The 25,828-nt window shown below is 40.1% G+C and carries 22 protein-coding genes and 3 tRNA genes; 7 read left to right on the top strand and 18 right to left on the bottom strand.

Features of this window, described 5'->3' with window-relative positions; all coding sequences use genetic code 11:
- Positions 1-37: 37 nt before the first annotated feature.
- Positions 38-949, bottom strand: coding sequence for a LysR family transcriptional regulator (locus F952_RS06410; protein WP_004924228.1), 912 nt, complete (start codon positions 947-949; stop codon positions 38-40).
- A gap of 132 nt (positions 950-1,081) precedes the next feature.
- On the opposite strand from F952_RS06410, the gene F952_RS06405 reads away from it, so the two are divergent.
- A complete protein-coding gene (locus tag F952_RS06405; RefSeq protein ID WP_004924224.1) occupies positions 1,082-2,368 on the top strand; it encodes an MFS transporter in 1,287 nt (428 codons plus the stop codon).
- 263 nt (positions 2,369-2,631) lie between these two features.
- Here F952_RS06405 and F952_RS06400 read toward each other — a convergent pair whose 3' ends face one another.
- Together F952_RS06400 and F952_RS06395 are read right to left on the bottom strand one after the other, a co-directional pair.
- Complete coding sequence (locus F952_RS06400) at positions 2,632-3,273, bottom strand: fumarylacetoacetate hydrolase family protein (protein WP_004924219.1); 642 nt, start codon at positions 3,271-3,273, stop codon at positions 2,632-2,634.
- Between the two features lie 34 nt (positions 3,274-3,307).
- Positions 3,308-3,805 (bottom strand): YcxB family protein, encoded by a 498-nt coding sequence (locus F952_RS06395; RefSeq protein WP_004924215.1) that lies wholly within the window; start codon positions 3,803-3,805, stop codon positions 3,308-3,310.
- A 189-nt stretch (positions 3,806-3,994) separates the two neighbouring features.
- On the opposite strand from F952_RS06395, the gene F952_RS06390 reads away from it, so the two are divergent.
- Positions 3,995-5,299, top strand: coding sequence for a hypothetical protein (locus tag F952_RS06390; protein ID WP_004924212.1), 1,305 nt, complete (start codon positions 3,995-3,997; stop codon positions 5,297-5,299).
- Positions 5,300-5,383: 84 nt separating this feature from the next.
- Here the strand turns inward: F952_RS06390 and F952_RS06385 are convergent.
- The 3 genes from F952_RS06385 to F952_RS06375 form a co-directional block, all read right to left on the bottom strand.
- Positions 5,384-5,460 (bottom strand) — tRNA-Arg (locus F952_RS06385).
- Between the two features lie 94 nt (positions 5,461-5,554).
- Entirely contained in the window at positions 5,555-5,890 is a 336-nt protein-coding gene (locus F952_RS06380) for a hypothetical protein (RefSeq protein WP_004924209.1), read from the bottom strand.
- A 262-nt stretch (positions 5,891-6,152) separates the two neighbouring features.
- Positions 6,153-7,412 carry a GAF domain-containing sensor histidine kinase gene (locus tag F952_RS06375; protein WP_004924206.1) on the bottom strand — a complete coding sequence of 420 codons (1,260 nt, stop codon included), beginning with the start codon at positions 7,410-7,412 and terminating at the stop codon, positions 6,153-6,155.
- Positions 7,413-8,150: 738 nt separating this feature from the next.
- Between F952_RS06375 and F952_RS06370 the strand changes: the two genes are divergently transcribed.
- The gene (locus F952_RS06370) at positions 8,151-9,221 is read left to right on the top strand and encodes a hypothetical protein (RefSeq protein ID WP_004924204.1); all 1,071 of its coding nucleotides are present in this window, start codon (positions 8,151-8,153) and stop codon (positions 9,219-9,221) included.
- Between the two features lie 181 nt (positions 9,222-9,402).
- On the opposite strand, the gene F952_RS06365 is transcribed toward F952_RS06370, so the two are convergent.
- Both F952_RS06365 and F952_RS06360 read right to left on the bottom strand, forming a co-directional pair.
- A tRNA-Arg gene (locus F952_RS06365) sits at positions 9,403-9,479 on the bottom strand.
- 11 nt (positions 9,480-9,490) lie between these two features.
- Positions 9,491-9,580, bottom strand: a tRNA-Ser gene (locus F952_RS06360).
- Between the two features lie 263 nt (positions 9,581-9,843).
- On the opposite strand from F952_RS06360, the gene rnr reads away from it, so the two are divergent.
- The 3 genes from rnr to F952_RS06345 all read left to right on the top strand — a co-directional run bounded on the left by rnr (position 9,844) and on the right by F952_RS06345 (position 14,948).
- Positions 9,844-12,261, top strand: a complete 2,418-nt coding sequence (gene rnr, locus F952_RS06355) for a ribonuclease R (RefSeq protein WP_212749854.1) — start codon at positions 9,844-9,846, stop codon at positions 12,259-12,261.
- Positions 12,262-12,663: 402 nt separating this feature from the next.
- The gene (locus F952_RS06350; protein ID WP_004924197.1) at positions 12,664-14,703 is read left to right on the top strand and encodes a M3 family metallopeptidase; all 2,040 of its coding nucleotides are present in this window, start codon (positions 12,664-12,666) and stop codon (positions 14,701-14,703) included.
- A gap of 35 nt (positions 14,704-14,738) precedes the next feature.
- Entirely contained in the window at positions 14,739-14,948 is a 210-nt protein-coding gene (locus F952_RS06345; RefSeq protein ID WP_004924192.1) for a YheV family putative zinc ribbon protein, read from the top strand.
- A gap of 44 nt (positions 14,949-14,992) precedes the next feature.
- Here the strand turns inward: F952_RS06345 and F952_RS06340 are convergent, their stop codons facing one another.
- From F952_RS06340 to F952_RS06320, 5 genes are all read right to left on the bottom strand, one after another.
- The gene (locus tag F952_RS06340) at positions 14,993-17,191 is read right to left on the bottom strand and encodes a TRAP transporter large permease subunit (protein ID WP_004924188.1); all 2,199 of its coding nucleotides are present in this window, start codon (positions 17,189-17,191) and stop codon (positions 14,993-14,995) included.
- Between the two features lie 159 nt (positions 17,192-17,350).
- A complete protein-coding gene (rrtA, locus tag F952_RS06335; RefSeq protein WP_004924185.1) occupies positions 17,351-17,932 on the bottom strand; it encodes a rhombosortase in 582 nt (193 codons plus the stop codon).
- Positions 17,933-18,017: 85 nt separating this feature from the next.
- Positions 18,018-19,103, bottom strand: a complete 1,086-nt coding sequence (locus F952_RS06330; RefSeq protein WP_004924183.1) for a hypothetical protein — start codon at positions 19,101-19,103, stop codon at positions 18,018-18,020.
- A 546-nt stretch (positions 19,104-19,649) separates the two neighbouring features.
- Complete coding sequence (locus F952_RS06325; protein WP_004924179.1) at positions 19,650-20,036, bottom strand: hypothetical protein; 387 nt, start codon at positions 20,034-20,036, stop codon at positions 19,650-19,652.
- Positions 20,029-20,286 carry an FAD assembly factor SdhE gene (locus tag F952_RS06320; RefSeq protein WP_004924176.1) on the bottom strand — a complete coding sequence of 86 codons (258 nt, stop codon included), beginning with the start codon at positions 20,284-20,286 and terminating at the stop codon, positions 20,029-20,031. The genes F952_RS06325 and F952_RS06320 overlap by 8 nt, the downstream gene beginning before the upstream one ends.
- Before the next feature lie 188 nt (positions 20,287-20,474).
- Here F952_RS06320 and F952_RS06315 point away from each other — a divergent pair, with 188 nt between their 5' ends.
- Positions 20,475-21,647 (top strand): acyl-CoA dehydrogenase family protein, encoded by a 1,173-nt coding sequence (locus tag F952_RS06315; RefSeq protein ID WP_004924173.1) that lies wholly within the window; start codon positions 20,475-20,477, stop codon positions 21,645-21,647.
- 64 nt (positions 21,648-21,711) lie between these two features.
- On the opposite strand, the gene F952_RS06310 is transcribed toward F952_RS06315, so the two are convergent.
- The 5 genes from F952_RS06310 to rpsK form a co-directional block, all read right to left on the bottom strand.
- Positions 21,712-23,208 (bottom strand): flavin-containing monooxygenase, encoded by a 1,497-nt coding sequence (locus tag F952_RS06310; RefSeq protein ID WP_004924170.1) that lies wholly within the window; start codon positions 23,206-23,208, stop codon positions 21,712-21,714.
- 165 nt (positions 23,209-23,373) lie between these two features.
- Positions 23,374-23,751, bottom strand: a complete 378-nt coding sequence (rplQ, locus tag F952_RS06305; RefSeq protein ID WP_004924167.1) for a 50S ribosomal protein L17 — start codon at positions 23,749-23,751, stop codon at positions 23,374-23,376.
- An 18-nt stretch (positions 23,752-23,769) separates the two neighbouring features.
- Positions 23,770-24,777 carry a DNA-directed RNA polymerase subunit alpha gene (locus tag F952_RS06300; RefSeq protein ID WP_004924164.1) on the bottom strand — a complete coding sequence of 336 codons (1,008 nt, stop codon included), beginning with the start codon at positions 24,775-24,777 and terminating at the stop codon, positions 23,770-23,772.
- 18 nt (positions 24,778-24,795) lie between these two features.
- On the bottom strand, positions 24,796-25,419 hold the full coding sequence (gene rpsD / locus F952_RS06295; RefSeq protein ID WP_004924159.1) for a 30S ribosomal protein S4: 624 nt from the start codon (positions 25,417-25,419) through the stop codon (positions 24,796-24,798).
- Between the two features lie 12 nt (positions 25,420-25,431).
- Entirely contained in the window at positions 25,432-25,818 is a 387-nt protein-coding gene (gene rpsK / locus F952_RS06290) for a 30S ribosomal protein S11 (RefSeq protein ID WP_001040166.1), read from the bottom strand.
- Positions 25,819-25,828 lie beyond the last annotated feature (10 nt).

Raw genomic sequence — 25,828 nt, 5'->3', positions numbered from 1 at the left:
ATCATCAGGCCTTTTTTAGTACAACGCTTAGATGCCGTCAGGCTGTATACCCTTGATATTGCTGAATCAATAATGAATGAATTAAGCTAGAAAAATTAATCACAATTTGTGAATGCGTATTTTTTCTATATGCCAATGCAAGACCAACCATCGGAGTAGGATCATTAATATTTAGATATTTCACTCCTGTAATTCCGAGTTGCTTGGTCGATTCTGGCACCAATGAAACGCCAAGGTTTGCCGCCACCAATGAGACAATCGAAACAATTTGTGGCGCATTTTGACCAATCTTAGGTTCAAAGCCATGACTACGACACGCATTGGCAATTGCATCAAATAATCCTGCACTGATGGCTCGTGGAGAGACAATAAAACTATCATCTTTCAACGCATTTAACTGAATAGAGTGATGCTGCGCAAATGGATGCCCAATCGGTAAAACAGCAAGTAAAGGTTCGTGCATCAATAATTGCAAATGTAATCCTTCAGGTACATGATCTGGCGGACGAACCAATGCAATATCCAGCCGATCATCAAGTAATCGATCCATTAACAGTAATGAATTTGCTTCCTCAAGTTTAAGTCTAATTTTGGGGTATTGATGTTGAAAAAGCCGAATACTTTTGGGCAAAATCAGATTGAGCATGGATGTGCCTGTAAATCCCAAACGGAGCTGTCCCGACTCACCATTGGCCACTTGTTGTGCAAGCTGTACCGCTTCTGCAATACGCTCCTGAATCGGTTGCACACTCACCAGAAAAGCTTTTCCTGCTGGTGTGAGTTCTGTACCTTGGGCTGAACGATAAAACAACTCGGTTCCAATCTCGTCCTCAAGATTTTTGATCTGCATGCTCAAAGGCGGCTGACTGATGCCAAGGCGAGCTGCTGCTCTGGTAAAGCTTTTTTCTTCTGCTACCACCAGAAAATATCTGATATGTCGTAATTCCATATATAAAACATATAACGTTACCTATTTTTATATATTAGACAAATAAACACCTAATTGCTAATCTAACCGTGTTGGCAGTCAGGCAAGCACTGCCAACAAACCCTTCCTTTTGATCTTATCTCAGGTTTTCTCATGGCGATTCGTTCTTCTACAAACGAGTCAGGGTCAACTATTGTCTCTCGTCAAGCGTCTGTAGATTTAAAAAACAGTATTCATCCAACTCAGTGGATTAGTCACGGTACGCGAGCTTATGTTAAAGCGGGACTTGCATTGTTCTTATTAGGCTTTGCCAGTTTCTCCATGATTTACTGTGTACAACCGTTATTGCCTGAATTTACCAAAACCTTTCATATAAGCCCAGGTACAAGTGCACTGGCATTGTCATTAACCACAGGTTTTCTGGCTTTTTCTATTGTGCTATCCAGTGCTTTCTCTCAAGCGTTGGGACGTAAAGGCTTAATGTTTGTTTCTATGGCATTGGCCGCACTACTCAATATTATCTGTGGCTGGGCACCCAACTGGCATCTACTTCTTATTGCGCGTGCGTTACAGGGCTTTGTCATTGGTGGTGTACCAGCTGTTGCCATGGCATGGATTGCTGAAGAAATTGAACCTGCACATCTGGGCAAAACCATGGGCTTATATATTGCAGGTACTGCTTTCGGTGGCATGATGGGCCGTGTAGGAATGGGTTTACTCACCGAATATTTTTCATGGCGAGTCGCATTGGGAATTCTAGGAACGTTGTGTCTGGTTTGTGCGATTGGATTTTTATGGTTACTGCCCAAGTCACAAAATTTTATTGCCAAAAAAGGTTTACAGCTTCGCTTTCACTTATCTGCATGGAAAAGTCATTTACATCATCCGCGATTACTGCGTATTTATATGATTGGTTTTTTGATTACCAGTATTTTTGTTACGCTGTTCAACTATGTGAGTTTCAGACTTTCAAATGCACCTTATCAGTTAAGCCAGACACAAATCAGCCTGATTTTTCTTTCTTATAGCTTAGGTATGATTTCTTCGTCTCTTGCAGGCTCACTGGTCGATAAGCTTGGACGTAAAGCGGCCATGTTGCTTGGCTTCGGATGTATGTTAATTGGTATTTTACTCACGCTATATACTGGATTATTTGCAATTATTTTAGGAATTGCCGCGATTACCACGGGTTATTTTATTGCACATGCCATTGCCAGCAGTAGCGTAGGACTTGAAGCCAAACAAAGTAAGGGTTATGCAACGGCGCTTTATCTTTTATTTTATTATTTAGGTTCAAGTATTATTGGTTCTGTAGGAGGGTGGTTCTGGCAATATGGCGGCTGGCATGCTGTCGTATATTTAACCCTGACCCTAGTGGTGATCGCAATGATGATTGTTTTATTCGCTCCAAAGTCTCATACAACTTCGATAGTACAATAACCCATTTAATAGAATACCTGATGATACGTATTTCTCATCTTGATCGTCTGGTACTGACTGTCGCGAGTATTAAGCATAGCTGTGAGTTTTAGTTGTTATCGAAGATGGTCCTATTTACCGAACAGGCGCTCTGGAAAACATCGTGACGATTTATATCCGTGATCCAGATTAAAATCTCATAGAGATATCCAATCATATAGACCTATAAAAGCAAAATGGCCTGTTAACAATACAGGCTATTCATGCAAAAACGGATCACAACATTATTCATGTACAAAGGTGTTCCACACAAATTGCTGGGTTTTACCATGAAGCGTCATTTTAAGCTGATCGCCGTGATGCAACGGCCCTACACCTGCTGGTGTGCCTGTCATGACCACATCGCCCGCTTCGATGCTAAATGCCTGACTAATATCACACAGGTATTCACCAATGCTTAAGAGTAGATATGCTGTATCGCCTTCCTGACGTAACTGATCATTGATATGAAAGGTATAGGTCACATGCTTCCAGTCTTCAATTTCACTCACATCAACCCAATCTGCCAATACACATGCACCATCAAATGCTTTACAACGCTCCCACGGATGCCCTTTACTTTTCAAGTCATCTTGTAAATCCCGCAAAGTCAAATCCAATCCCATCGTTACGGCGCCAATTGCAGCTAAAGCTTTTTGGGGGTCTGTTTCATTTTTAAGAGGCTGGTCAATTCGTAGAGTCAACTCACACTCAAAATGGCAACTGCCATGTTTGGTATTCCATTCAATGCCCTGTTCCAAACCAATTAAACTACTCGGTGGCTTAATAAACAGGACTGGACGATCTGAAATCGCATTGCCTAATTCTTTTGCATGTGCAGCATAGCTTCTTCCGATACAAATAATTTTTGATGGACGTGTATTCATCAGATTTCCTTTTATGCTGGTTTATTTTAATCAATTACGATTTAAAGGCATTTTCAAATTTGGTTTTATCCGAAGTATCAGCTAATGCGCGCTTCGGTACAATCACAACAGTACGATTTTTTAATTCAATCATATAAGTCAATTTTCCAACTGCGAAATGTGCAACATCGGAATATGTAAATTGCTGCTTACGTCCTGTGGCATAAATCTCAAAACGATCCTGATATAAATCAATCCCCTGTTCGCTTTTACCAAATTGATATTTTACAAACTGACGTTTGAACATCATGGGCAAAAACCAGTAACGCATTATAATTTGTAAAATCAGGAAAAAAACACCGAGGCCCACATAATATCGTCCGACACCATCCAGCCCCAAATAGAAACCCCAGATAATGATCGCAAGACTGATCACTGGCGTAATAAAACGCGTAAATAGTTTCTTCCCAAAAGTTGCCAGCGTAAAACCATCTTGAGATTCTTCTAAATTCAGGTGATAACGCACAGAAACGGCAGGTTTAAGTTCTGACATAAGGTGTTCAACATAGATGACTATTACGCCCAAAATAGTACACCACTTCAGTCCTTTTATTTAAGCGCTGATCACAAATGATGAATATTTTACAAATCATCAGCATTAATCGGGTTTTACATTAAATGGCTTTCTTTCAGCATGAAATGGTTTTAAATAAACCAATATTAAAAAATAAAGAGAACGTTTATGCGTAGCTTTGCCCATGGATGTGGCTTACTTTTATCCTTATTTATCTATACTTCTATCGCGCATAGCCAACTGATTGAATGGAATGATACTATTCCCAGCAGCCTGACTGTATTTCAACAAGATCCTCAGCAACTGGCCAGTCTTGCCCTAGACAATATCGTAATCTTTGCCCAGCCCTCGACCCAGATTACCTTACCCACTAAAAAAGATCATCCGAAACAAAATGTGCAGTTTGTCAGTGCCGCAGTGGTTTTACCTGTAAGTACGCAAGACCTTGCCAAAGTTCTCACCGACTATTCTCATTATGTTGGGCTCTTTCCCACCATCAAATCTGCCAAAGTTGAAGAAGCAAGTGCAAACGTAAGCCGAGTGAAATACAAAGTACAAATTCCAACGCCAATTCCAGTCCTTAACTTTAATGAAAATGTGACAATGCAACATCAACTAGGGAAAAATAGCTTAGCCAGCTTAATGATTGATTCACCTGTTCCTTACAGTATGGGAAAATTTGAATGGTTTAGTCTTGGGCCTCAAAAAACACTACTGACCCTCACACAGTGGAGTGATCTTAATCAGATCAAAGGATTTGTGCTTGGCAAAATACTCTCTACAATTCCAGATGTAAAATTGGGTGCTCCTGTGGCAAGTAACGTGTTTATTTTGGAGTCATTACAACAAAAATGGAAAAAACCTCAGATAAAAGTACTTAATATTCATCAGCTTCCATCTCCTCAACTCAGTCCAGCTCAGGTTCAGAAAATTAGTCAAATCAGCCGTAACACAGGGTATCCTGTATCATTTATTCAACCTATTTGTAGCGTGCCTTATCCGCATGGCACAGAGCCGATGCGCTTCACTACCAGCTATCAATATTACCCTCAAACACCTCAACAACTACAAAAATGGCTTCATCCAGATTCATTTCAAACTCTTTTTCCTCGTCAAATTAAAAAGGTCGAATTATCTTCAATGAGTACCCATGTTGAAGATGCGAGTTTTCGGGTCACTGTAGGTTTAGGAATCATTAATATTCCCTTTAATTTCAAAATGCGCTTTGAACAACCTGATGTCGGTCAGAGCGATTTCACCGCAACTGGTGGCGATCTACGCTTTGTGAAAGGCTCGATGCAAACTCTTGCTCAACCATCTGGGAGTTTATTTAAAATGACCAGTGCAGCGAAAATTGATGCAAAAGCACCATTTTTATTGCGCGCTATGCGCAGTTTGCCTTATCACGACATCCTGCCTGCGGCGAGCGGTAATACAATTTTTAGCTTAAAAATAAAAGAAAAAATGAAATAATATTGAAAGAAAAATAGATTATTTTAGGCACAAAAAAACCACTTACAATAAGTGGTTTCTTTTCAACTCTTATCGAGTTTAAATTGGTGCGCTCAGAGAGATTCGAACTCCCGACCCCTTAGTTCGTAGCCAAGTGCTCTATCCAGCTGAGCTATGAGCGCATCGTGAGGCGTATTATAGAGAAGTCTATGCAGATGTCCAGACTTAAGCTCAAAAACAATGATCAAATGTCTATAAATTCAGCATATTTAATCATTACTGAATAAGCAGTTTTTCACACATCATTATCGAGCTCCGAGCTTCGTTTTGCTCAGTCTGACCGAGTTGCTGAAATTGTGACCATACTTTACGGGCATAACGCTGCTTAAATTTAGGTTTTTGTAATGCATACTCTGGATAAGAATGTTTATGAATTTTATCCATTTCTTCTAGAATCTGTTTTTGATCTATTTGTTGTTGATTCTGAATAGCGAGACACAATAAGGCGCGATAATCTTCGTATTGAGCAGGTGAAGGCTGCCAGATTTTATACGCCATAAAAGTAATAATGACTATCACACAAGTGATCGCTATAGATTTAATTAAGGACATATAACAAGATCTTTTCAAATAATATCAAACAAAGCATGACAAACACTGAAGCCAGCCATGCTTATATTAATGTAAAACCAGAGATGTACGACAAACTTAGAGACTGAGAGAAAGCCCTGCCAAGCTGTGAATATAGGCTTAAAAAGTCAATGCTATGCTTTTTTAACAGCTAAACAGGTGAATTCACTTTCATGCTTTGAATACATACCTACTGATAGAACAGCATCCTATGTACTAAACATCGAAATCATGATGCTATCATTCACGCAATATTTTTAAAATCTGCATTTAATGCAGCTTTATAATCAACATTGATCGGAAGTTGAATAACAAAAGTACTGCCTACATCTTTTTCAGTTTTAACACTCAAACTCCCATGATTCTTTTCGATAAACTGTAAACACAATAGCAATCCCAAACCTGATCCCTTCTCACCATCAGTTCCTTTTTCACTACGAATCTGCTTACGTAAATTAAAGTTGTTGAAAGATTCGTCTGACATTCCCACACCGGTATCACGAACACTAATTTCGACATGATCTTGAGCCGTATGTGCAGTTAAATAGATTTTTCCACCGTGCGGCGTAAATTTAAGTGCATTGGAAATTAGATTCTGAAGAACAGACAACATCATGTTAAAATCGACAAAACAGTGTAAATCAGTCTCGATATCACATTCAATTTGAATGTTTTTTTTCTGTGCAACCGCCTGAAGAATTTCACAAACATCTGTCATCAATTCAGGCATATTAATCGATTGAGGATTGTAAACAATCGCTCCTCCTTCTGACATTGCCCATTGTAAAAGATTTTCCAGAAGCTTAAATGTCGCCTGTGCGGTACTACGCAAATAACCTGCAATATCCCGAATACCTTGCTCGTCTAATGTTTCAATTTCTGTTTCTAAAACATCAGAAAATCCTAAAATACCGTGAAATGGGGCACGTAAATCATGAGCAATAATTGAAAAGAACTTATCTTTACTTTCATTCAAATACTGTAGTTCTTGATTTTTCTTTTGAATTTCCAGATTGGATTTACGCAGTTCAAACTGCTGAACCACTTGCACAGCTAGCACGGACAATGCCTTATATTGATCTTCACTTAATGTACGTGGTTTTGAATCTACCAAACATAACGTTCCAAGATTAAATCCATCACTTGTCGTTAAAGGCGCCCCCGCATAAAAGCGAACAGCTAGCTCCCCTTGAACAATCGGATTATCATGAAATCGTTCATCTAGTAGCGTATCTTCAACAACAAAAATCTCTTTTTGTAAAATGGCATGACTGCAAATACTATATTTACGATCTACCTCGCCTCGTGGCACACCATGTGAAGACTTAAACCAGCTTCGGGTTTCATCAATAAGACTGATAATCGAAACTGGAGCATCACAAATTTTTGATGCAAGTTCTACTAAATCATCCAAACATTGCTCCGCCATGGTATCCAAAATATGATACTCACTTAAGGCATGTATCCGTCCCAATTCATTTTCAGGGAGTTCTGCTTCTATCATGATTAGTCCGATTAGGGTTGAGCCGAGTCAAGTTCGTATGAACCATGTTATTTATGTCTTTTATTTTTGCTAAAGTATTTAAGACGACTTCAACATTATTTGAATGTATTACAACGATTTATAAACAGTATGTATATATCAAATACGTAATAAAAGTAACTTTTTTTTACATTTATTTGCACAGGCACATGAATTTATTTCATTCAAAAATGAATAGACATTTTGTGATTTACTTTAGATAAGAGCTCAAATAAATAGCAACACATCGAAATATTAAATCCACCAACAACAAAATACGCAGCAGAACTACATTTAACGTACCCCACGCATCAATCAAAAACCTACAGTTCAAACATTTTTATTTTCAAAAAATTACATTTAAAAACAATTCTAAATTTATGAAACTGACCGAATTGACAAAAATTAATGACTACTAAATTTTCTTTTTCTGATTACTTCGATAAATTTAAGAAACGAAATACTGTCGAATATGCATAATTTTCCAACATATCGATTTATTTTATATTAACTGCACAACATTTCTTCCTTTATAAATTGACCTTTAAGACAAATCCTTAATGATTTTCGTAAAGTTGACTGTTTTAGTCTGATAAATAATACTAATTCATGGTTATAACAATAATCGAGATACCTATCTCAATAACCAGTTAAAACAAAATGAATCAAACATTTAATGAACAAACACGCAAAAAAATTCACAAAAGGAAAATTTAAATCATGTTACTAAAAAGCCTCGTTTCATCGATTTCAAAAGTTACTCAAGATCTAGGTAACGTTATTTCAACTCAGTCTGCGCTTTCCTCGGAAGGCTCCTTACAGCTTTCACTTACTTTATCTGCAACAGCCAATTCACTCATTAATAATCTAACATCTTCATCTTCAACAATAAAAACCATTATCGATGGCTTAACAGACAATTTACATAGCACCCCTTTAGAAACAGTCACAGACCTGTTGGGTGGACTCACTGGTGGTATCAGTACAGGAGATAATCCTCTTTCTGCCATTACCACACCCTTACAAACAGGTATTGATGTATTGCAGGGGGTTGAATCATTAAAAACCGATGTAATTAACTCCGCAATCGACACACTGGCAGATGCAGGAATTAGCATCTTGCCTCAGGCCGAACATCAGATTTCAACGCTTGCTGATTTAGGTACCCTCACTTTTGAAACCTCTCGTGATACCGTCAACGGTACACTTGATGCTGTTTCTGCTGTGGTTGATCTCAATCCTCAAGGGGTCAGTACCGCATTGACTGGTGTCGTGGGTACATTGGTTGAAAATGGTTCAACCGCTGCCAATCTATTGAGTGGTTTATCTGGTGGGCTCGAAGGTAATCCGCTTGAAACTGTCACCGATCTATTGGGTGGAATCACTGGTGGCACCAATGGTAATCCACTTGAAGCAGTTACCGATCTACTCGGTGGACTGACTGGCAATGTTGATACAGGGCTTTTAGATGATTTAACCGGATCATTTCATGGGCTGATCGATATTGGTGAAACACTGGTATTAGATAGTACAGAAATTGTTGCAGATGCATCACATGCTCTCCTCAATACCTTTGAAAGCGCAGCGGACAGTACAGTAAACCTCGTCTCGTCTTTGCTAGATAGCGTAACACTCTCTACAGAAGGTGCAAATAGCCAGCTTGGTGTTGTTAATGATCTGCTCAGCAATCTAACTTCATCGCTCAGCAATGTCAGCCATACTTATCAAGTACCAATCTCTGTTCCAAACGTATTGGATCAGCTTCTCGAAAATCAGTTATCTACAGTTTAAACTCACCCTAAACACAAACGCCGTCTATATGAATGTAGACGGCGTTTTATATGCTTAATTTTTTTAAAATCCAGATACAGACTAAAATGTTTATTTAGAACAAACCCATCACGTCAAAGCCCATTATTTACCCAAATAACAAGCACAAAAAAACCGCTATTAAGCGGTTTAATGTTCAAGTTGGTGCGCTCAGAGAGATTCGAACTCCCGACCCCTTAGTTCGTAGCCAAGTGCTCTATCCAGCTGAGCTATGAGCGCATTAAGTAAAGTGGCGGTGAGAGAGGGATTCGAACCCTCGGTACAGTTACCCGTACGCATCCTTAGCAGGGATGTGGTTTAAGCCACTCACCCATCTCACCGTAACGAGCCGCCATAATACAAACTAAAACTATTCACTGCAAGTCATGACCTCTAAAATTTCCGAGTTTTTTATCCAATCATCTATTTTTTAAACAAATTCACGTATATTTCAAAGTTTTTTCTGGTTATGAGTTGATAATATAGTCCAATGTTCCGAGATTTTCGGTTCGAACAGGCATAACACAATCTTGCAATCCATCACGTGCAGTCTGTGATTGTATGACGTATGCTAAACTTATCTTCTATTATGAAGCCAAATGAAATTATGAAAAACTGGATCGATCCTGAAGCAAAAGCGGAAGCTGAACGTTACGATAATCCTATTCCTAGCCGAACTCTTATTCTTACTACATTAGAACAACTTGATCTGCCACAGTCGCATGCCGAGCTGGTCGATCACTTTGATATTCATGATCAAAAAAGTATAGATGCTTTAAGCCATCGCCTGATTGCCATGGTACGCGATGGGCAACTGTCTAAAGATGGTTTTAAATTTCAGCCGATTGGTGAACAACCTACATTTGATGCAACGGTATATATCAATAATAAAGGTTTCGGTTCTGCACATATTGATGGGCAAAATGATTTGCTCCTGCCAGAACGTGAATTACGCCTAGTCTTTAATGGTGATCGTGTTAAAGTTCGTCAAACCTCAGTCGATCGTAAAGGTAAAGCTTGGGGCTTTATTACAGAAGTAACGCAACACCGCGTTAAGCAGTTGATTGGTAAACTGGCTGTGCACGAAGGTGAATATTTCTTGCAGCCAAGCGCGCCCAATGCACATCAGCCCATTCCTCTTGAAAAAGAACTTATTGAACATGCTCAGGCCAAGGTAGGTGAGAATTTACGTGTTGCGATTGATGATTATCCAACACGTGAAGAATTCTCGACAGGTCATATTATTCAGTCGATGTCTGATAAAGCCGATACGGAAATTATTATTCCACAAACCATTCTGGAATTTGGCTTACCTTATGAATTTCCAGAAGAAGTGGTGAAAGATGCCGAAAGCTTTAAAGAACCATCGAAAAAGGATATTGAAGGACGTATCGACTTACGTGATTTGCCTTTGGTCACCATTGATGGTGAAGATGCACGTGACTTTGATGATGCTGTTTATGCCGAAAAACGTTCAGGTGGCGGTTATCGTGTTGTGGTTGCAATTGCAGATGTCAGTCATTATGTACGTCTTGGTAAGCCTTTGGATGATGAGGCCCAAGAACGCGGTACATCCGTTTATTTCCCGCATTTTGTCTTGCCTATGCTACCAGAAGCATTATCCAATGGCTTATGTTCTTTAAATCCGCATGTTGATCGCTTATGTATGGTGTGTGATCTCAAGCTGTCACGTGCTGGACGGGTTATGAGCTACGAGTTCTACCCTTCTGTGATGCATTCAAAAGCACGCCTGACCTATACACAGGTCGGTAACTATTTTGATGGACAAACAGATGCCATTCCAGATGATAAAAATATTCAAAAGTCTTTAAATACGCTATTCCAACTCTATCAAACACTCAAAGGTTTACGTGCCAAACGTCATGCGATGGAGTTCGAAACCATCGAAACCTATATGACGTTTGATGAATTAGGTGGTATCAAGGAAATTCTGCCACGTACGCGTAATGAAGCGCATAAACTGATTGAAGAATGCATGCTGCTTGCCAATGTTGCAGCGGCAGAATTTTCCCTCCAGCATGATATTCCAATGCTGTATCGCGTGCATGAAGCACCAGAGTTTTCACGGATTCAAAAAGTGAAGGACTTTGTCAAACTACTGGGTTTACCTTTCCCAGATCAGCCGACTCAGGCAGATTATCAGCGCGTGATTGAAGCGACCAAAGACCGTATTGATGCACCAAGTATCCATGCAGTGTTATTGCGCTCAATGATGCAAGCTTACTACGGCGCCAAAAATGCAGGACATTATGGTTTAGCATACGAGGCTTATACCCACTTCACCTCACCAATCCGCCGTTATCCAGATTTGTTACTACATCGTGCAATCAAAGCTCATCTTCAACAAAAACCATATCCACTTTCTGGTGCAGCACTAGATGATGCAGGTGAACAATTTTCCCGTACCGAACGTCGTGCCGATGAAGCATCACGTAGTGTGACCACTTGGTTAAAATGCCATTATATGAAACAGCATCTTGGCGAAGAGTTTATTGGAATCATCAGTGCTGTTACCGAATTTGGCTTGTTTGTTACGCTTAAAGATTTATATGTAGATGGCATGATTCATGTCAGTCAGTTAGGTGATGATTTCTTCCTCTATGACCAAGCCAGTCAGAGCCTGGTCGGTCAGAATCGTGGCCAGATTTTTGGCTTGGGTGATGAAGTTAAAATCAAGGTTGCAGCTGTTAATCTAGATGAGCGTAAAATTGATTTCGAACTGATGCAGCAGATTACACATGCGGGGCGTGTCATTCGCCAGAAAGCACCGCGTAGCTCTAAGACTCAAGCAACAGAGCAAGTCTTTAATGTGCCAAGTGAAACCACCTCTACGCAAGAACGTGACACACGCAAAAAAGAAAAGTCAAAGAGCAAGCCAAGTTCTTATGCTAAAAAATCGGCAAAAAAATCTTCTCCTGCATCGGTCAGTAAGCCCGTAAAAGAGAAGAAAAAAGTCAAAGTTAAGAAGAAAAAATCAAATGCCAAACCTAAAAGTGAATGATCCAACTCAATCACTTTAGACGCATTTGAATTTAAAGAGATGACTGCCGTTTAATCATGAATTAGACGGCATTTTTATTAAGTTATGTTGATATCTAAATAATAATCACATGAATTTTAAATAAAATCTTACTATTTTCATTTATCTATATTCTGGTAAAAATCATCTATAACTTATTGGTCGTAAAAATGATTTACTCAGAGATGAGTATTTAGATAACAAATATCAATACACCCTAACCTCAAGAGAAAAATTGATTGATTTAAAAGCAAGACATCAACCACCTTGCGTTGTTAAAAGCCACAATCTTATAAATTTTAAAAAAGAAAAACAGGATTGCTTGATTTCCACATCCAGAACCCTTACATCTAATGATAAGTTTAAAATTTGATGACAAGCACAATGACCTTAGAAAAAGCAACCTTACCTGTTCCACAGTTTGATCAGATTCAGCTTGATCAACTTAAACAGGACATCGAGAAAAGTATTCATGCAGGTCAAGCATTTCTCAATCACTTAGAACAAGCTCCGCAAGATTTCGCTTCACAGCGCAAAACCATTGAACAGCTTGATACGCTTGAAAACCAGATGAGTGAATCTTGGGGGGTACTTTCACATTTAAATGCAGTCATGAATAATCCCCAAACACGTGAAGTGTATCAGGAGTTATTACCTCACCTAAGCGCCTACTATACGCAACTTGGGCAACATACCCCGCTTTATCAAACTTATCAGCAAATTCATGATAGTACCGAATTTTCAAGCTTATCGGCTGCACAACAAAGTGCCATTCGTTTAGCTTTGCGTGATTTTAAACTTTCGGGTGTGGCACTTGAAGGCGATGCAAAAAAACGTTATGCCGAAATTTCAGCGCGTTTATCACAGTTGTCTTCAGACTTTTCTAATCACGTACTCGATGCCACACAAGCTTATTTCAAGCCATTAAGTGAAGATCAACTCAAAGGCTTGCCACAGAGCAGTATCGAACTGTTAAAACAATATGGTCAACAACGTGAACTGGATCAGCCCGTTGCAACACTAGATATTCCTGCTTATCTGGCAATTATGACCTACGCAGAAAATCGTGAGCTACGTGAGACACTCTATAAAGCATATACCACACGTGCTTCCGATGAGTCTGACCACAAAGAATATGACAACACGGCGATCATGGAAGAAATTCTAAGCCTGCGCCAAGAAATGGCTCAGCTCCTTGGATTTGATAATTTTGCCGAATATTCTCTTGCCAGTAAAATGGCTCCAGATGTTCAAACTGTACATGATTTTCTGGTCGATCTGGCAGAACACGCACGTACGCCAGCATTAAAGGAAATCAATGAACTGAAATTGATTGCCCAACAAGATGGTGTTGAGCAACTACAACCGTGGGATAGTGGTTATTATTCAGAAAAGCTCAAACAGCAACAATTTAATCTGTCACAGGAAGCATTAAAACCTTACTTCCCTGCACCTAAAATTATTCAGGGTCTATTCCAGATCGTTGATCGCTTATATGGTGTTCAGATTGTAGAACGTGAAGCACCGCTCTGGCACCCTGATGTTCATTATTATGAACTTGAAGATCAAGGAAAAGTCATTGCAGGATTCTACTTTGATTTGTATGCACGTAGTGGAAAACGTGGTGGAGCATGGATGAGCGGTTTCCGTTCACGCATGCAAACGGCACAAGGCCTACAAAAACCAATTTGCTATATGGTATGTAACTTTACCCCGCCTGTCGGTCAACAACCTGCTTTGCTCACACATGATGAAGTCAATACTTTATTCCATGAATTTGGTCATGGCTTACATCATATGCTGACCGAAGTGGATAATATTTCAGTTGCAGGAACACATGGCGTGGCATGGGATGCCGTCGAGTTGCCAAGTCAGTTTATGGAGTTCTGGACATGGGATAAAGACAGTCTCGACCTCTTAAGCGAACATATCGAGACGCATGTACACCTACCAGAAGAGTTACTTAACGCTTTACTTAATGCACGTTTTTTCCAGTCTGGTATGCAAACCTTACGTCAAATTGAATTTGCATTATTTGATCTCACTATTCACGCCAAAAACCCAGCATTGAACAGTAGTGGCATTCAGAATGTTTTAAATGATATCCGCACACAGTTTGCAGTATTGCCAACCGCAACATATAACCGTTTCCAACATAGTTTTAGCCATATTTTTGCAGGGGGCTATGCAGCAGGTTACTACTCTTACAAGTGGGCAGAAGTATTGGCAAGTGATGCTTTTGATCGCTTTGAAGCAGAAGGTATTTTTAATACACAAACTGGTGCTGAGTTCCGCAAGGCAATTTTAGCCGTAGGAGGTAAAGATACTGCACTGGATGCCTTCGTCAACTTCCGTGGTCGCGAACCCAAAATTGATGCCTTGTTGCGTCATCAGGGTTGGACGAATGACCATCAAAACGCTTAGACTAAATGGCATTAATGAATAAGGATGAAACAGCCATGAAACGCAGATTCATTGCAGGCGCGAAATGTCCAAAATGTGGTGCAATGGATCGGGTAGTTATGCTGACGACTGCTGAGCACGAGTGGATTGAATGTATTGAGTGTGATTATACAGAGAACAGACCGACTCATATCGAAGCGCCAGATGTACCTACGGTAGCAGATGAAGTGGGTGTCATCCAGTTTAAACCCCGATCTAAATCATAAAAATAAAAAAAGCACCTTTGGGTGCTTTTTTTATATCGTAATCGCTATGAATACCAACCGAACATTTTAAAGATGTACGGTGCAAAGGTCACAATCATCAAGGCTGGGAATAACACCATAATCGGTAACAACCAGCGTTCATAACGGTAATAAAAACTGGTGTACTTTTCTTTGGCCTCCTGATCGGCAGCAGAAACCTCTTCATCTCCGACTGATAGCCTGGTCAGCAAATGGTTCAATGCAACTGGCGGCGTCACATAGCCCAGCTCAAAGGCAACCAACACAATCATCCAGAAATGAATCGGATGGATTCCATTTTCGTAGGCAACAGGTGCAATCGTTGCTGCCACCAAAATCACTGCCCCAAATGGGTCAGTACACATTCCAATCAGCGCAAGCAACATCGCAATAAAGAACAATGAAATTGTAATACTGCCCAAGTGAGTTGGTAAATATTCAACGATTTCTGTGCGTTCAATTAGGCCACCGACACTGGCAGATAAAGCCATTAAAATAATTAATGCCCCAATATGTCCCACTGTTTCTGCGGTAGCAAAATGCATTGACTTGGCAAAACCACGACGATATTGCGTACTTTGTGCACCATGTTCACGTAAAAATGGAGAATTCTGTTCATGCTCCTTGATCAAGGATTCATGCTCAGCCATGACTGGAGTCGATTTAGGCTGTTTTCCAAGTTTGTCATAGAAAATAATCGCAATCAGAATCAGTGGTAGAATCATGGGCGCGGTGAATTCATTCATGCCAGTATCTAGTGCATATTTGTAGAATACCAGTACCACAACTGTGATCAACACGTAAGGAATCACTGGCACACAGGCACGTAGCATCTTTGGCACAGCAATCCGTGGCGAATTCACACGGAATTTAGTCTCTGCCAGAAGTAACGAAACCCCCAAGAAAATAAATGCCGTTAGCCAGAAAACATAAAAACCATGATCGAATAACTCATCAGAAGTGACATGACGGCTATCAAGCATGGCAATCAATACCACCAATAGACATGGACGAATCACGACACCTAAAGAACCTGACATTGCCGAAACCGCCAATGCATACTGACGACGTGCGCCAGAATTCCAGACCTCTTTATAAATAATCGCACCCGCCGCGATCACGAAAATTCCTGAAGCGCCAGTATATGCAGTTGGAATTGCAGCCGCCAATAAGATTAACCATGTTAGTGTTTCTGGTGCCAGATTCCATGGACGTAAAATATCCAAGAACAGATCCATTACACGGGTTTGGGTCAGCAACATCCCTGCCCAGATAAACAACGCCAAGTTCAGGAAAATACCTGAGAACTCCACAAGAATACCCAGATAGATCCCCTGACCCATTGGATAATCCATAAAGAAGGTAAAAGCCAGACCTGTCAAAATCGACATGAAAGCGTAGAGCGGCACACTAAGTAAGGCCAGACCGAAATTGCCTCCTGGCTGTGCAGTCTTAGGAATTCTAAACAACTGAAATACGCTAATCAGCGTTAAAGCTGCAAATAGAGTAATCCAAAGCCAAGAGATCACCAAGGTTTCTGTCGTTGCTGTAACGCCAGAATGAATTAATGAACGATACTGGCTGATGGTTGACATCGTCAACAGGCCATTACCAATGATCATCGCAACAGAATAAACAATAAAATCAATTTTGGTTTTTGGGCTACGCAACCCAATATGATGAATTTTTAGGCTTGCTGTAATCGCAGCAAAAAACACCATGATCAGCAGGAAAATCGTTCGGTTTTCACTTCCGAATTTAAAAATTGCAAAAAAACCAGTTTCTAATGTGCGATAAGCCCGTAGTGTTGGATGTTTATCCAGATGCGCAATCGCTTTATCATAAAACTGATATTTTTCTTCACACAGTTGTTGTGCCGCCATCAGAGAAGCGCGAACATCCTGTTCAGATGCTGCACCAAAGAAATCAGCAAACTCATCATTTTTGTTTGCCTTCATTTGTTGCTGTACTTGGGCATCAATATTGGGATGGCGTTCGCAGGTTGGTTTTTGTGGTTCTGCGCGCAGGAAGGAATATTGCATTCCTGTGGTCTGATCACCATAGAGTTGCTCACCCATTCGCAGCAACTGCCCATGAATCATTTCACCTGTACCAACAATTAACGTCAGTAACAGTAAAATCAGGATGGCAAATGTCGAAATCCATTCATTCCAGATATAACCTAGAAACCCTAGGCCAGATCTTTGTTCTTGATTTTCTTGCATATCTGTTCCACTTTTTTGATTTTCACATTTATCTATCAATAAATATGATGTCCTTGGCAATCGGTTGATACCTTTCAGCCATTCTTTTATTGATGTATCTTTGCAATAAACGACATAGTGAAAGAATGACTTGAATCATTTTTTTCTAGGTTTATTTTGTCAACTTACTCTCACTTTGAGTTTAATCCAGCATAAATAGACAGATCCCGCCAAAGCACCACTCAAAGCCCCGAGCAAATGTGACTCTATCAATACAGGACTTCCTATCAATTGAGCTGTGCCTGTATTTCCAAATGTATTTTCCCAAACGATCTTGGCGATGACCAAACCTAGTACCAAACCTGCAAAGTTTCTTTCTTTTTTATATTTAAGAGAAACTAAAGCAACAGCAACATATAGACCATGCAACACACCAGAAAAACCTGCATATGCACTGATATATGGCATAAACCAATAGAAACCCAGGCTAATGATCGGAGAAATACATAAGATTAAAATTAGCAATTGCCAATTTTTGCTCTGTGGAAAAATAAATGGCAAACAAGCAAATGCCAGCATATTTAATACAAAATGCATCCATCCCACATGCACCCAATGCGCTGTCCAAAACCGCCAGAACTGTTGTGGTAAATCTTCTCGCCAATAGATAAAGCGATCAGAGAAGACTTGCATACATGCAGAAATCGAGGCACACCATGCAATAAAAATAATTCTCGAAATGAGAAAATGATCTTTATTCATTTAGTTCATCTCCCTATTACATCGTGTGCCCCGCCTTACGATCATGATGATTTTATGAGCGTAAAACTATGTTCTACTTTATTTTTTATTTTGCAGCTGTCTTGTCTGATGCAGCGGGTTCACTGGCAGCCCCACCATCAGAATTAAATAAATCCTCAAGTTCTGATGATTTATTCTGCTCATCCCAGAACGTGCTCATACCACCATCCTCTGTACGAATACCAGTATGTTCAGTCCAATAGCGATCAGAGATACCTTGAATCATGACACCAGCCATAGCATCCAATAGCTTGAAGTCTGGATTTACAGGTTTGTCATCTGCACGCGACGCATCGTAGGTTTTTAGGGCATCTCGAATTTTTGAATCATCGCCACTTGCCTGAGCAGCAACCGCATAAAGTGCATGTGAGAGACGCACACCCTTTTGTTCACCAATTTGTACAGATTGTTTCAAGGTGACATAAGGATCTGGCTTGCCATCCCCTGCACCAGGCAGAAGAGTCCAGATCACAGCACGAGTCGCATTGGGTACGCCCCAGTATTTATTGTTATCCAGACACGTCATACTGCGTTCCACAATACCTGCGATATCTTTGGGTACGTTGACTGCACCACCAGAATTAATATCGTTCGTCACGGCCTGTAAACCGCTGATCAAACCTAACATATAGATGGTCTGGTCCAGATCATTACGCATGGTTGGACAAGAATCCCCCAAGTGGTATTTGTATTTGGTTTCCCAACGTTTGGCAAAAAGTTGATAACCTGAGTATTGACGCTCAGCTGCAACAGCCGCCCAACGTTTTTGCTCGATTCGGGCATCTTGTGCTTCCGAAACCTGACCTGCTTTAGAGGCACGCAGGTAACGCAACTCTTGTTCTAAGGCCTGATTTTCAGCACACATCCCTGAAGCAGCGTAAAGCAAAACAGCCATGCGTGTCGGATCAGCACCCATATCTTTAGTTGACATCACCACAGGCGTCAAGCTACTTCCAGAATTACAAATCATATCGACATCATCCATTTTCAGGATCGGAGGGACGATATGATTTTCACCAAAGTTTAACGCGATATTGGCACCGGATTTAATCACATATGAACATCCGGATAATACAGATGTTGTAATCACAGCAACGGTCAATCCTCGACCGAGTTTTAGCAAATTCGACATTGTCTCAATCCTCGAGGTAATTTTATTTTTCCTTTTCGCTGTACATTAGCAGATGGGTTATTCCAATAAAAGAGTAATTACTCTAATTATAGTTTTATACTTTGACATAAATAAATAACAAATGATTGGCACTTTCAACAGAAATACATAAATTTTAGGCAAAAAAAAGTAGCATTGCGACGGTTCAGCACATGCTACTTATAAACTGGTAAAATCTAGAGCCTCAATGAAGCTGTCGTTGTTGTATATAATCCTTGAGTACAGTTCCCACGCGTCCTACGATCACTACGAATAAAAACGCAATGACTGGAAACAACCATGTTGGAATATCGACCATTTTCGGCCTCCTTCACACCTAGCGTTGTTGGTAAGATCACTTTAGCGGAGAAATAAGATTGAATCAGAAAAAATTGTCCAACAATTCTCATTTTTTAATTTTTTTATGCATTTTGACCAGACAATATATCTAATTGAACGATTATTTTTTTTAAATTATTGATATTAAAAATATTAAATAAAATATCTTTTTTTAAGATTGTTTAACAATCAGAGTAGTTTAGTCATGACTTTTAATCGTTTCCATTCTTGTTGACTCACCTGATCACACCAAATGATGAGCGATAACGATGGATTCTGACTATAAATGATCATATAAATCTGATGATCAATTAATCGATCAAGCTGAAACGAATAGACTTTTTCTCGCTCAACATACTGTAAAGACCATGTTTTTTGGTCAAGCTGTTCAATGGTATTGATTTTTGGTTGTCTACAAAAAAAGAAATAGCCAATCAATGCAGAAACACAAATAGCGCACCAAATCCAGAAATTGAACAGCCACCACATCATACACAGCATCACCAATAAAAGCGTGAGCTGAAACAAAATAGCAAGCTTACTCTGTTTCAGCTGGAAGCGAAGCTGATTAGCCATGCACATAATGCTTGAGTTTCTGAATCAATTGCTTTAACTCAACCTGTGGTGGTTCACTTACTTCCATAAACCAGTCCAGTAAATCAGGATCTTCCTGTGCAACCAATTCAGCAAATAAGGCTTTTTCTGATGCTGGCGCTGTTAAATAATAGTTTTTAACGTAAGGATCAAAATAAACATCAATTTCTTTTAAACCACGTCGTGCACGATAAATTACTTTCCGCTCTTCTAAAGTCAATTCTTCAGACATCTCAACTTCTCTCTCTATTAAAGCGTAAATAGTTTAACCGAAGCACATTCAAAATTTGAATTGATTTTAAAGTTATTGACCGAATTCATCATTTAAAGATTTGAATTGAGCATTCTTCACATTGTGTCAACCACCTGAATTCGCTTTTACTGCAATCATATCTCAAACAAAAAATAAAGGACCGATACATGCAATCTGGAGCTATTCGCCCAATCGACTCTATGCTGGGACGCAATCTATTTTCAGAAGAGCATCATGCTTTTCGTGATACTGTCAGAAAATTTTATGAAAAAGAAGTGGTTCCCAATATTGAAAAATATGAAGCACAACAACATGTAGATCGTGATTTATGGAACAAGGCTGGCGAATTGGGATTATTGTGTACCACTATGCCCGAGCAATATGGTGGCTCTGGGGTAGATCGTCTTTACAGCATGATTTTAATTGAAGAACAAGCCTATGCGATGGATTCAAGTACAGGCTTTTCTTTACACTCCGATATTGTGGCCAATTACATTCATAATTTTGGTAACGAAGAACAAAAACAAAAATGGTTGCCTAAAATGGCAACGGGAGAAGTCGTGACAGCCATTGCGATGACAGAACCAGGAACAGGCTCAGACTTGCAAGCAGTACGAACCAGCGCTGTACTTGATGGCGATGAATATGTCATCAATGGCTCTAAAATTTTTATTACCAATGGCTATCTGTGCGATATGGCGGTTGTAGTATGTAAAACAGGAAATACAGACAAAGGCTCTGCCAATTTATCGTTGATTATTGTGGAAGCTGATCGCGCTGGATTTAATAAAGGCAAACCTCTTAATAAAATAGGAATGAAAGGTCAGGATACTTGTGAACTTTTCTTCGATAACGTCCGCGTTCCGAAAGAGAATCTTCTTGGTATGGAAGGTATGGGTTTTATGATGCTAATGAAGGAGCTGGCATGGGAGCGCATGTTAGTTGCAATTATCTGCCAAGCTGGCGCTGAAGCAGCATTTGCACATACTGTACAATACACCAAAGATCGCAAAGCATTTGGCAAACCAATTGGGACTTTTCAAAACACGCGCTTTAAATTGGCCGAGCTAAGAACCGAGATTGATTTTTGTCGTGCCTATTTAGATCGATGTATGCAACTACAACTTGAAGAACAACTCGGCATTGATGCTGCTGCTGCCGCTAAATATAAAATTTCAGATATGTTTTCGAAAGTTGTAGATGAATGTTTACAGTTACATGGTGGTTATGGCTATATGCTGGAATATCCGATTGCACGTGCCTATATCGATAATCGTGCGAATCGTATCTATGCTGGCACCAATGAAATTATGAAAGAATTAATTTCTCGAACCCTTTAAAAGTTAAGTTTTCATAAACAAAAAAAGGAGCTTTGTTTAAGCTCCTTTTTTTGTTTAGCTCAAGTTAGGATACTAATTTGGGTTTTGTTTTACGCTCAACCGTGTCTGTTTTCTTGTCAAAGTGTAGTACACCATCATCAAAACGAGCATTTTTAAGTGCTTTACGATCAGCTAGATAATTATTGGTCACTTTCCAAGGTGCATGCTTACCCTGTTTTGGCATCACATTGGCAGCACGAGCAATATAACCTGAGGTTAAACTCCCCATAACCGTATCTTCCATCAATTCAGTTTGATCACCTTCAGGAATTACCTCGTCATAACCCTGTTTATCCATATAGTTTAATAAACGACAAATATAATCTGCCGCTACATCGACCTTTAATGTCCAAGAAGCATTGATATAACCAATGATCATCGCCATATTTGGTACATCACTGACCATCACCCCTTGATAAAGCATCGATTTAGATGTATCTAAAGGCTGACCATCAATTGTGCCTTTAATTCCCCCTAAAATCTGGATCTCTAAACCAGTCGCGGAAACCACAATATCAGCATCAAGATGTTTACCAGATTTCAACTGAATACCTGTCTCAGTAAATTTCTCGATCTGATCGGTTTCAACGCTTGCTTGTCCAGAGCGCAAAATCTTAAATAAATCACCATCTGGCACAACGCACAAACGCTGATCCCATGGGTTATAGCTTGGTGTAAAGTGTTTCATATCCACTTTACCTTTCAATTGCATCTCAATCGATTTCAATAAGAATTTGCGTACCAGTTTAGGCTGCTTTTGTGATAAAGTATAGATACCACGCTGTACACCGATATTGCGGGCACGTGTGAGTTTATATGCAAGATCCTCAGGTAAAACTTTGCGCATTTTGTCATAGACAAAATCAATCGATGGAATCGATGCGATATACGTTGGAGAACGCTGCAACATCGTGACATGTTCTGCCCCACCTTTCGACATTGCTGGAACTAGAGTAATTGCAGTAGCTCCACTGCCAATAATCACAACTTTCTTACCAACATAATCCAAGTTTTCAGGCCAATGCTGTGGATGAATAAATTGTCCTTTAAACGCATCTTTATTTGGAAAATCAGGCTCAAAACCTTGATCGTAATTGTAATAGCCCGTACAACCCACAATAAAATTGGCGATCCACGTCTGTTTTTTCTGCGCGGCATCTTCGATTTCTACATACCATTTTTTAGATGCAGTATCATAGTTTGCAGCCAGTACACGATGTTTAAAATGAATTTTCTTTTTTAAATCATATTCATCAACAACTTCACTCAAATAGCCTTTAATTGACGAGCCAGAGGCCAATACATTTGGACTTTGCCACGGTTTAAAATTAAAACCAAAAGTCGACATATCAGAATCAGAACGAATCCCAGGATAACGAAACAAATCCCAAGTCCCACCAATATTTTCACGACGCTCAATAATCTCGAACTGGCGTTGAGGGGCATCTTTAGAAAGATGTGCAGCAATCCCAATACCCGAAATCCCTGCACCTACAATTAAGATATCAATGTGCTTTTCCATATTGTTTTTATAACCTTGAGAACAATTCTATTTTATTAAAACACAAATTTGACAATACACAATGTCAAGTTTAATCCATTTATCGGTTTTTTATGTCAGTACAGGACAAAATCACAGGCATAAAAAAAGATCGGTATTAAACCGATCTTTTTCTGAATAAGAATCTTATTCTGCTGAAGTGTTTACTTCGCGATCTACAAGCTCTACGTAAGCCATAGGTGCTGCATCACCAGCACGGAAGCCCGCTTTAAGAACACGTAGATAACCGCCGTTACGTTCTTTGTAACGAGGGCCAAGTACGGTAAATAATTTACCTACAGTTGCAGCTGAACGAGTACGAGCAAACGCTAAACGACGGTTTGCTACAGTATCGTTTTTCGCTAGAGTGATTAAAGGCTCAGCAACACGACGTAATTCTTTTGCTTTAGGCACAGTTGTTTTGATTAACTCGTGCTCAAACAATGAATTCGCCAAGTTTTGGAACATCGCTTTACGATGGCTGCTTGTACGGCCTAATTTCACACCACTATTACGATGACGCATGGTGATAGTCCTACTTAATTAACGGCTGCGATAGGCAAAGCGATCGTCCATGCGTAAACTAGCAGGTGGCCAGTTTTCTAAACGCATGCCGAGTTGCAAGCCTTTCGAAGCTAAAACATCTTTAATCTCAGTCAACGATTTTTTACCTAGGTTTGGAGTTTTTAACAACTCAACTTCAGTACGTTGAACAAGATCACCAATGTAGTAAATATTTTCTGCTTTCAAACAGTTAGCAGAACGAACAGTAAGCTCTAGATCATCTACTGGACGAAGCAAGATTGGGTCAACTTCTTCACGAGGTTCTTGAGCCACTGGAGCTTGATCTTTCTGAAGATCAACAAAAATTGCAATTTGTTGTTGCAAGATTGTTGCCGCTTTGCGGATTGCTTCTTCAGGATCTACAGTTCCATTGGTTTCAAGATCAATGACCAGTTTATCAAGATCGGTACGTTGTTCTACACGCGCATTTTCAACGGTGTAAGATACACGTTTGATCGGGCTATAAGAAGCATCTAACTGTAGGCGACCTACCGGACGAGTTTCTCCTTCCGGGAAACGCGAGTCAGAAGTTTCATAGCCACGACCTTGAGATACTTTTAGGCGCATTTTGATTGAGCCTGAAGCACTCAAAGTACCAATAAGATGTTCTGGATTGACCACTTCAACATTATGAGGCAAACGAAGATCAGCGGCAGTAATGTCGCCTGGCCCTTGTTTCTCCAATGTCAAATATGCTTCATTTTGATCGAACAGCTTAATAGACAATCCTTTAAGGTTCAGCAAGAGCTCGACGATGTCCTGCTGCAAGCCTTCTAAAGTACTGTACTCGTGCTCGACGCCTTCTATTTCAACTTCAACCACAGCAGCGCCAGGCAAAGAAGACAATAGAATGCGACGTAAAGCATTACCTAGAGTGTGACCAAAGCCACGCTCTAAAGGTTCCAGAATCACTTTTGCCGAGGTCCCGCTCACCGCTTCGACCTTGATCGCTTGCGGAGTTAGAAACTCGTTTGCAGTACGCGTCATTTATTGCTACCTCAAGGATTATTTAGAATACAATTCTACAATCAAGCTTTCGTTGATTTCAGCAGGCAAATCAGAACGATCTGGCGCAGCTTTGAACGTACCTTCAAGCTTAGAATGATCGACATCCATCCAAGCAGGAATACCACGTTGAGCAGCTAATTCAATTGCGTTTTTAATACGTAATTGTTGTTTAGCACCTTCATGCACTGCAATCACATCACCCGCTTTTACTTGAATAGACGCGATGTTTACACGACGGCCATTTAAAGTAATAGAACGGTGACTTACCAACTGACGAGCTTCTGCACGTGTAGAACCAAAACCCATGCGATAAACGACGTTATCGAGGCGGCTTTCAAGCAATTTCAACAAGTTTTCACCTGTTGCACCTTTAACACGAGCTGCTTCTTTATAGTAATTACTAAATTGACGCTCTAACACACCGTACATACGACGTACTTTTTGTTTTTCACGTAATTGTAGTGAATACTCAGATTGCTTACCGCGAGCTTGGCCATGTTGACCAGGCGCTTTCGCATGTTTTTTAGTTTTGACGTCAAATGGTTTAACGCCAGATTTAAGCTGCAGGTCTGTCCCTTCGCGACGAGAGAGTTTGCATTTTGGACCAATATAACGAGCCATGAATGTTTCTCCTTACACGCGACGTTTTTTAGGTGGACGGCAACCGTTGTGAGGGATTGGAGTCACATCGGTAATGCTGTTGATCTTATAACCCACTGCGCCTAATGCACGAACCGCAGACTCACGACCTGGACCAGGACCTTTTACAAGGACGTCTAGGTTTTTCAAACCGTAATCCAAAGCTGCTTTACCAGCAACTTCAGCAGCTACCTGAGCAGCAAACGGAGTTGATTTACGTGAACCACGGAAGCCTTGTCCACCTGAGGTGGCCCAAGCCAATGCATTACCTTGACGATCGGTAATCGTAACAATGGTGTTATTAAAAGACGCGTGAATGTGTGCAACACCTTCAGAGACGGTACGGGTGACCTTCTTGCGTGTGCGAGTATCTTTAGCCATCTTTTAGCTT

Source organism: Acinetobacter baylyi DSM 14961 = CIP 107474, assembly GCF_000368685.1.
In the GTDB taxonomy this organism is placed as follows: Bacteria; Pseudomonadota; Gammaproteobacteria; order Pseudomonadales; family Moraxellaceae; genus Acinetobacter; species Acinetobacter baylyi.
This window is presented reverse-complemented; position numbering and strand designations above follow the sequence as displayed.

Excerpts from the sequence above, each read along its gene's own strand:
- F952_RS06345 (WP_004924192.1), top strand. The coding sequence starts at position 14,739 with ATGAAACGCAGATTCATTGCAGGCGCGAAATGTCCAAAATGTGGTGCA.
- F952_RS06395 (WP_004924215.1), bottom strand. The coding sequence starts at position 3,805 with ATGTCAGAACTTAAACCTGCCGTTTCTGTGCGTTATCACCTGAATTTA.
- F952_RS06325 (WP_004924179.1), bottom strand. The coding sequence starts at position 20,036 with ATGGCTAATCAGCTTCGCTTCCAGCTGAAACAGAGTAAGCTTGCTATT.
- rpsK (WP_001040166.1), bottom strand. The coding sequence starts at position 25,818 with ATGGCTAAAGATACTCGCACACGCAAGAAGGTCACCCGTACCGTCTCT.
- F952_RS06405 (WP_004924224.1), top strand. The coding sequence starts at position 1,082 with ATGGCGATTCGTTCTTCTACAAACGAGTCAGGGTCAACTATTGTCTCT.
- F952_RS06390 (WP_004924212.1), top strand. The coding sequence starts at position 3,995 with ATGCGTAGCTTTGCCCATGGATGTGGCTTACTTTTATCCTTATTTATC.
- F952_RS06320 (WP_004924176.1), bottom strand. The coding sequence starts at position 20,286 with ATGTCTGAAGAATTGACTTTAGAAGAGCGGAAAGTAATTTATCGTGCA.
- F952_RS06375 (WP_004924206.1), bottom strand. The coding sequence starts at position 7,412 with ATGATAGAAGCAGAACTCCCTGAAAATGAATTGGGACGGATACATGCC.
- rrtA (WP_004924185.1), bottom strand. The coding sequence starts at position 17,932 with ATGAATAAAGATCATTTTCTCATTTCGAGAATTATTTTTATTGCATGG.
- rplQ (WP_004924167.1), bottom strand. The coding sequence starts at position 23,751 with ATGCGTCATCGTAATAGTGGTGTGAAATTAGGCCGTACAAGCAGCCAT.
- rpsD (WP_004924159.1), bottom strand. The coding sequence starts at position 25,419 with ATGGCTCGTTATATTGGTCCAAAATGCAAACTCTCTCGTCGCGAAGGG.
- F952_RS06310 (WP_004924170.1), bottom strand. The coding sequence starts at position 23,208 with ATGGAAAAGCACATTGATATCTTAATTGTAGGTGCAGGGATTTCGGGT.
- F952_RS06350 (WP_004924197.1), top strand. The coding sequence starts at position 12,664 with ATGACCTTAGAAAAAGCAACCTTACCTGTTCCACAGTTTGATCAGATT.
- F952_RS06400 (WP_004924219.1), bottom strand. The coding sequence starts at position 3,273 with ATGAATACACGTCCATCAAAAATTATTTGTATCGGAAGAAGCTATGCT.
- F952_RS06330 (WP_004924183.1), bottom strand. The coding sequence starts at position 19,103 with ATGTCGAATTTGCTAAAACTCGGTCGAGGATTGACCGTTGCTGTGATT.
- F952_RS06370 (WP_004924204.1), top strand. The coding sequence starts at position 8,151 with ATGTTACTAAAAAGCCTCGTTTCATCGATTTCAAAAGTTACTCAAGAT.
- F952_RS06380 (WP_004924209.1), bottom strand. The coding sequence starts at position 5,890 with ATGTCCTTAATTAAATCTATAGCGATCACTTGTGTGATAGTCATTATT.
- F952_RS06300 (WP_004924164.1), bottom strand. The coding sequence starts at position 24,777 with ATGACGCGTACTGCAAACGAGTTTCTAACTCCGCAAGCGATCAAGGTC.
- F952_RS06315 (WP_004924173.1), top strand. The coding sequence starts at position 20,475 with ATGCAATCTGGAGCTATTCGCCCAATCGACTCTATGCTGGGACGCAAT.
- F952_RS06410 (WP_004924228.1), bottom strand. The coding sequence starts at position 949 with ATGGAATTACGACATATCAGATATTTTCTGGTGGTAGCAGAAGAAAAA.
- F952_RS06340 (WP_004924188.1), bottom strand. The coding sequence starts at position 17,191 with ATGCAAGAAAATCAAGAACAAAGATCTGGCCTAGGGTTTCTAGGTTAT.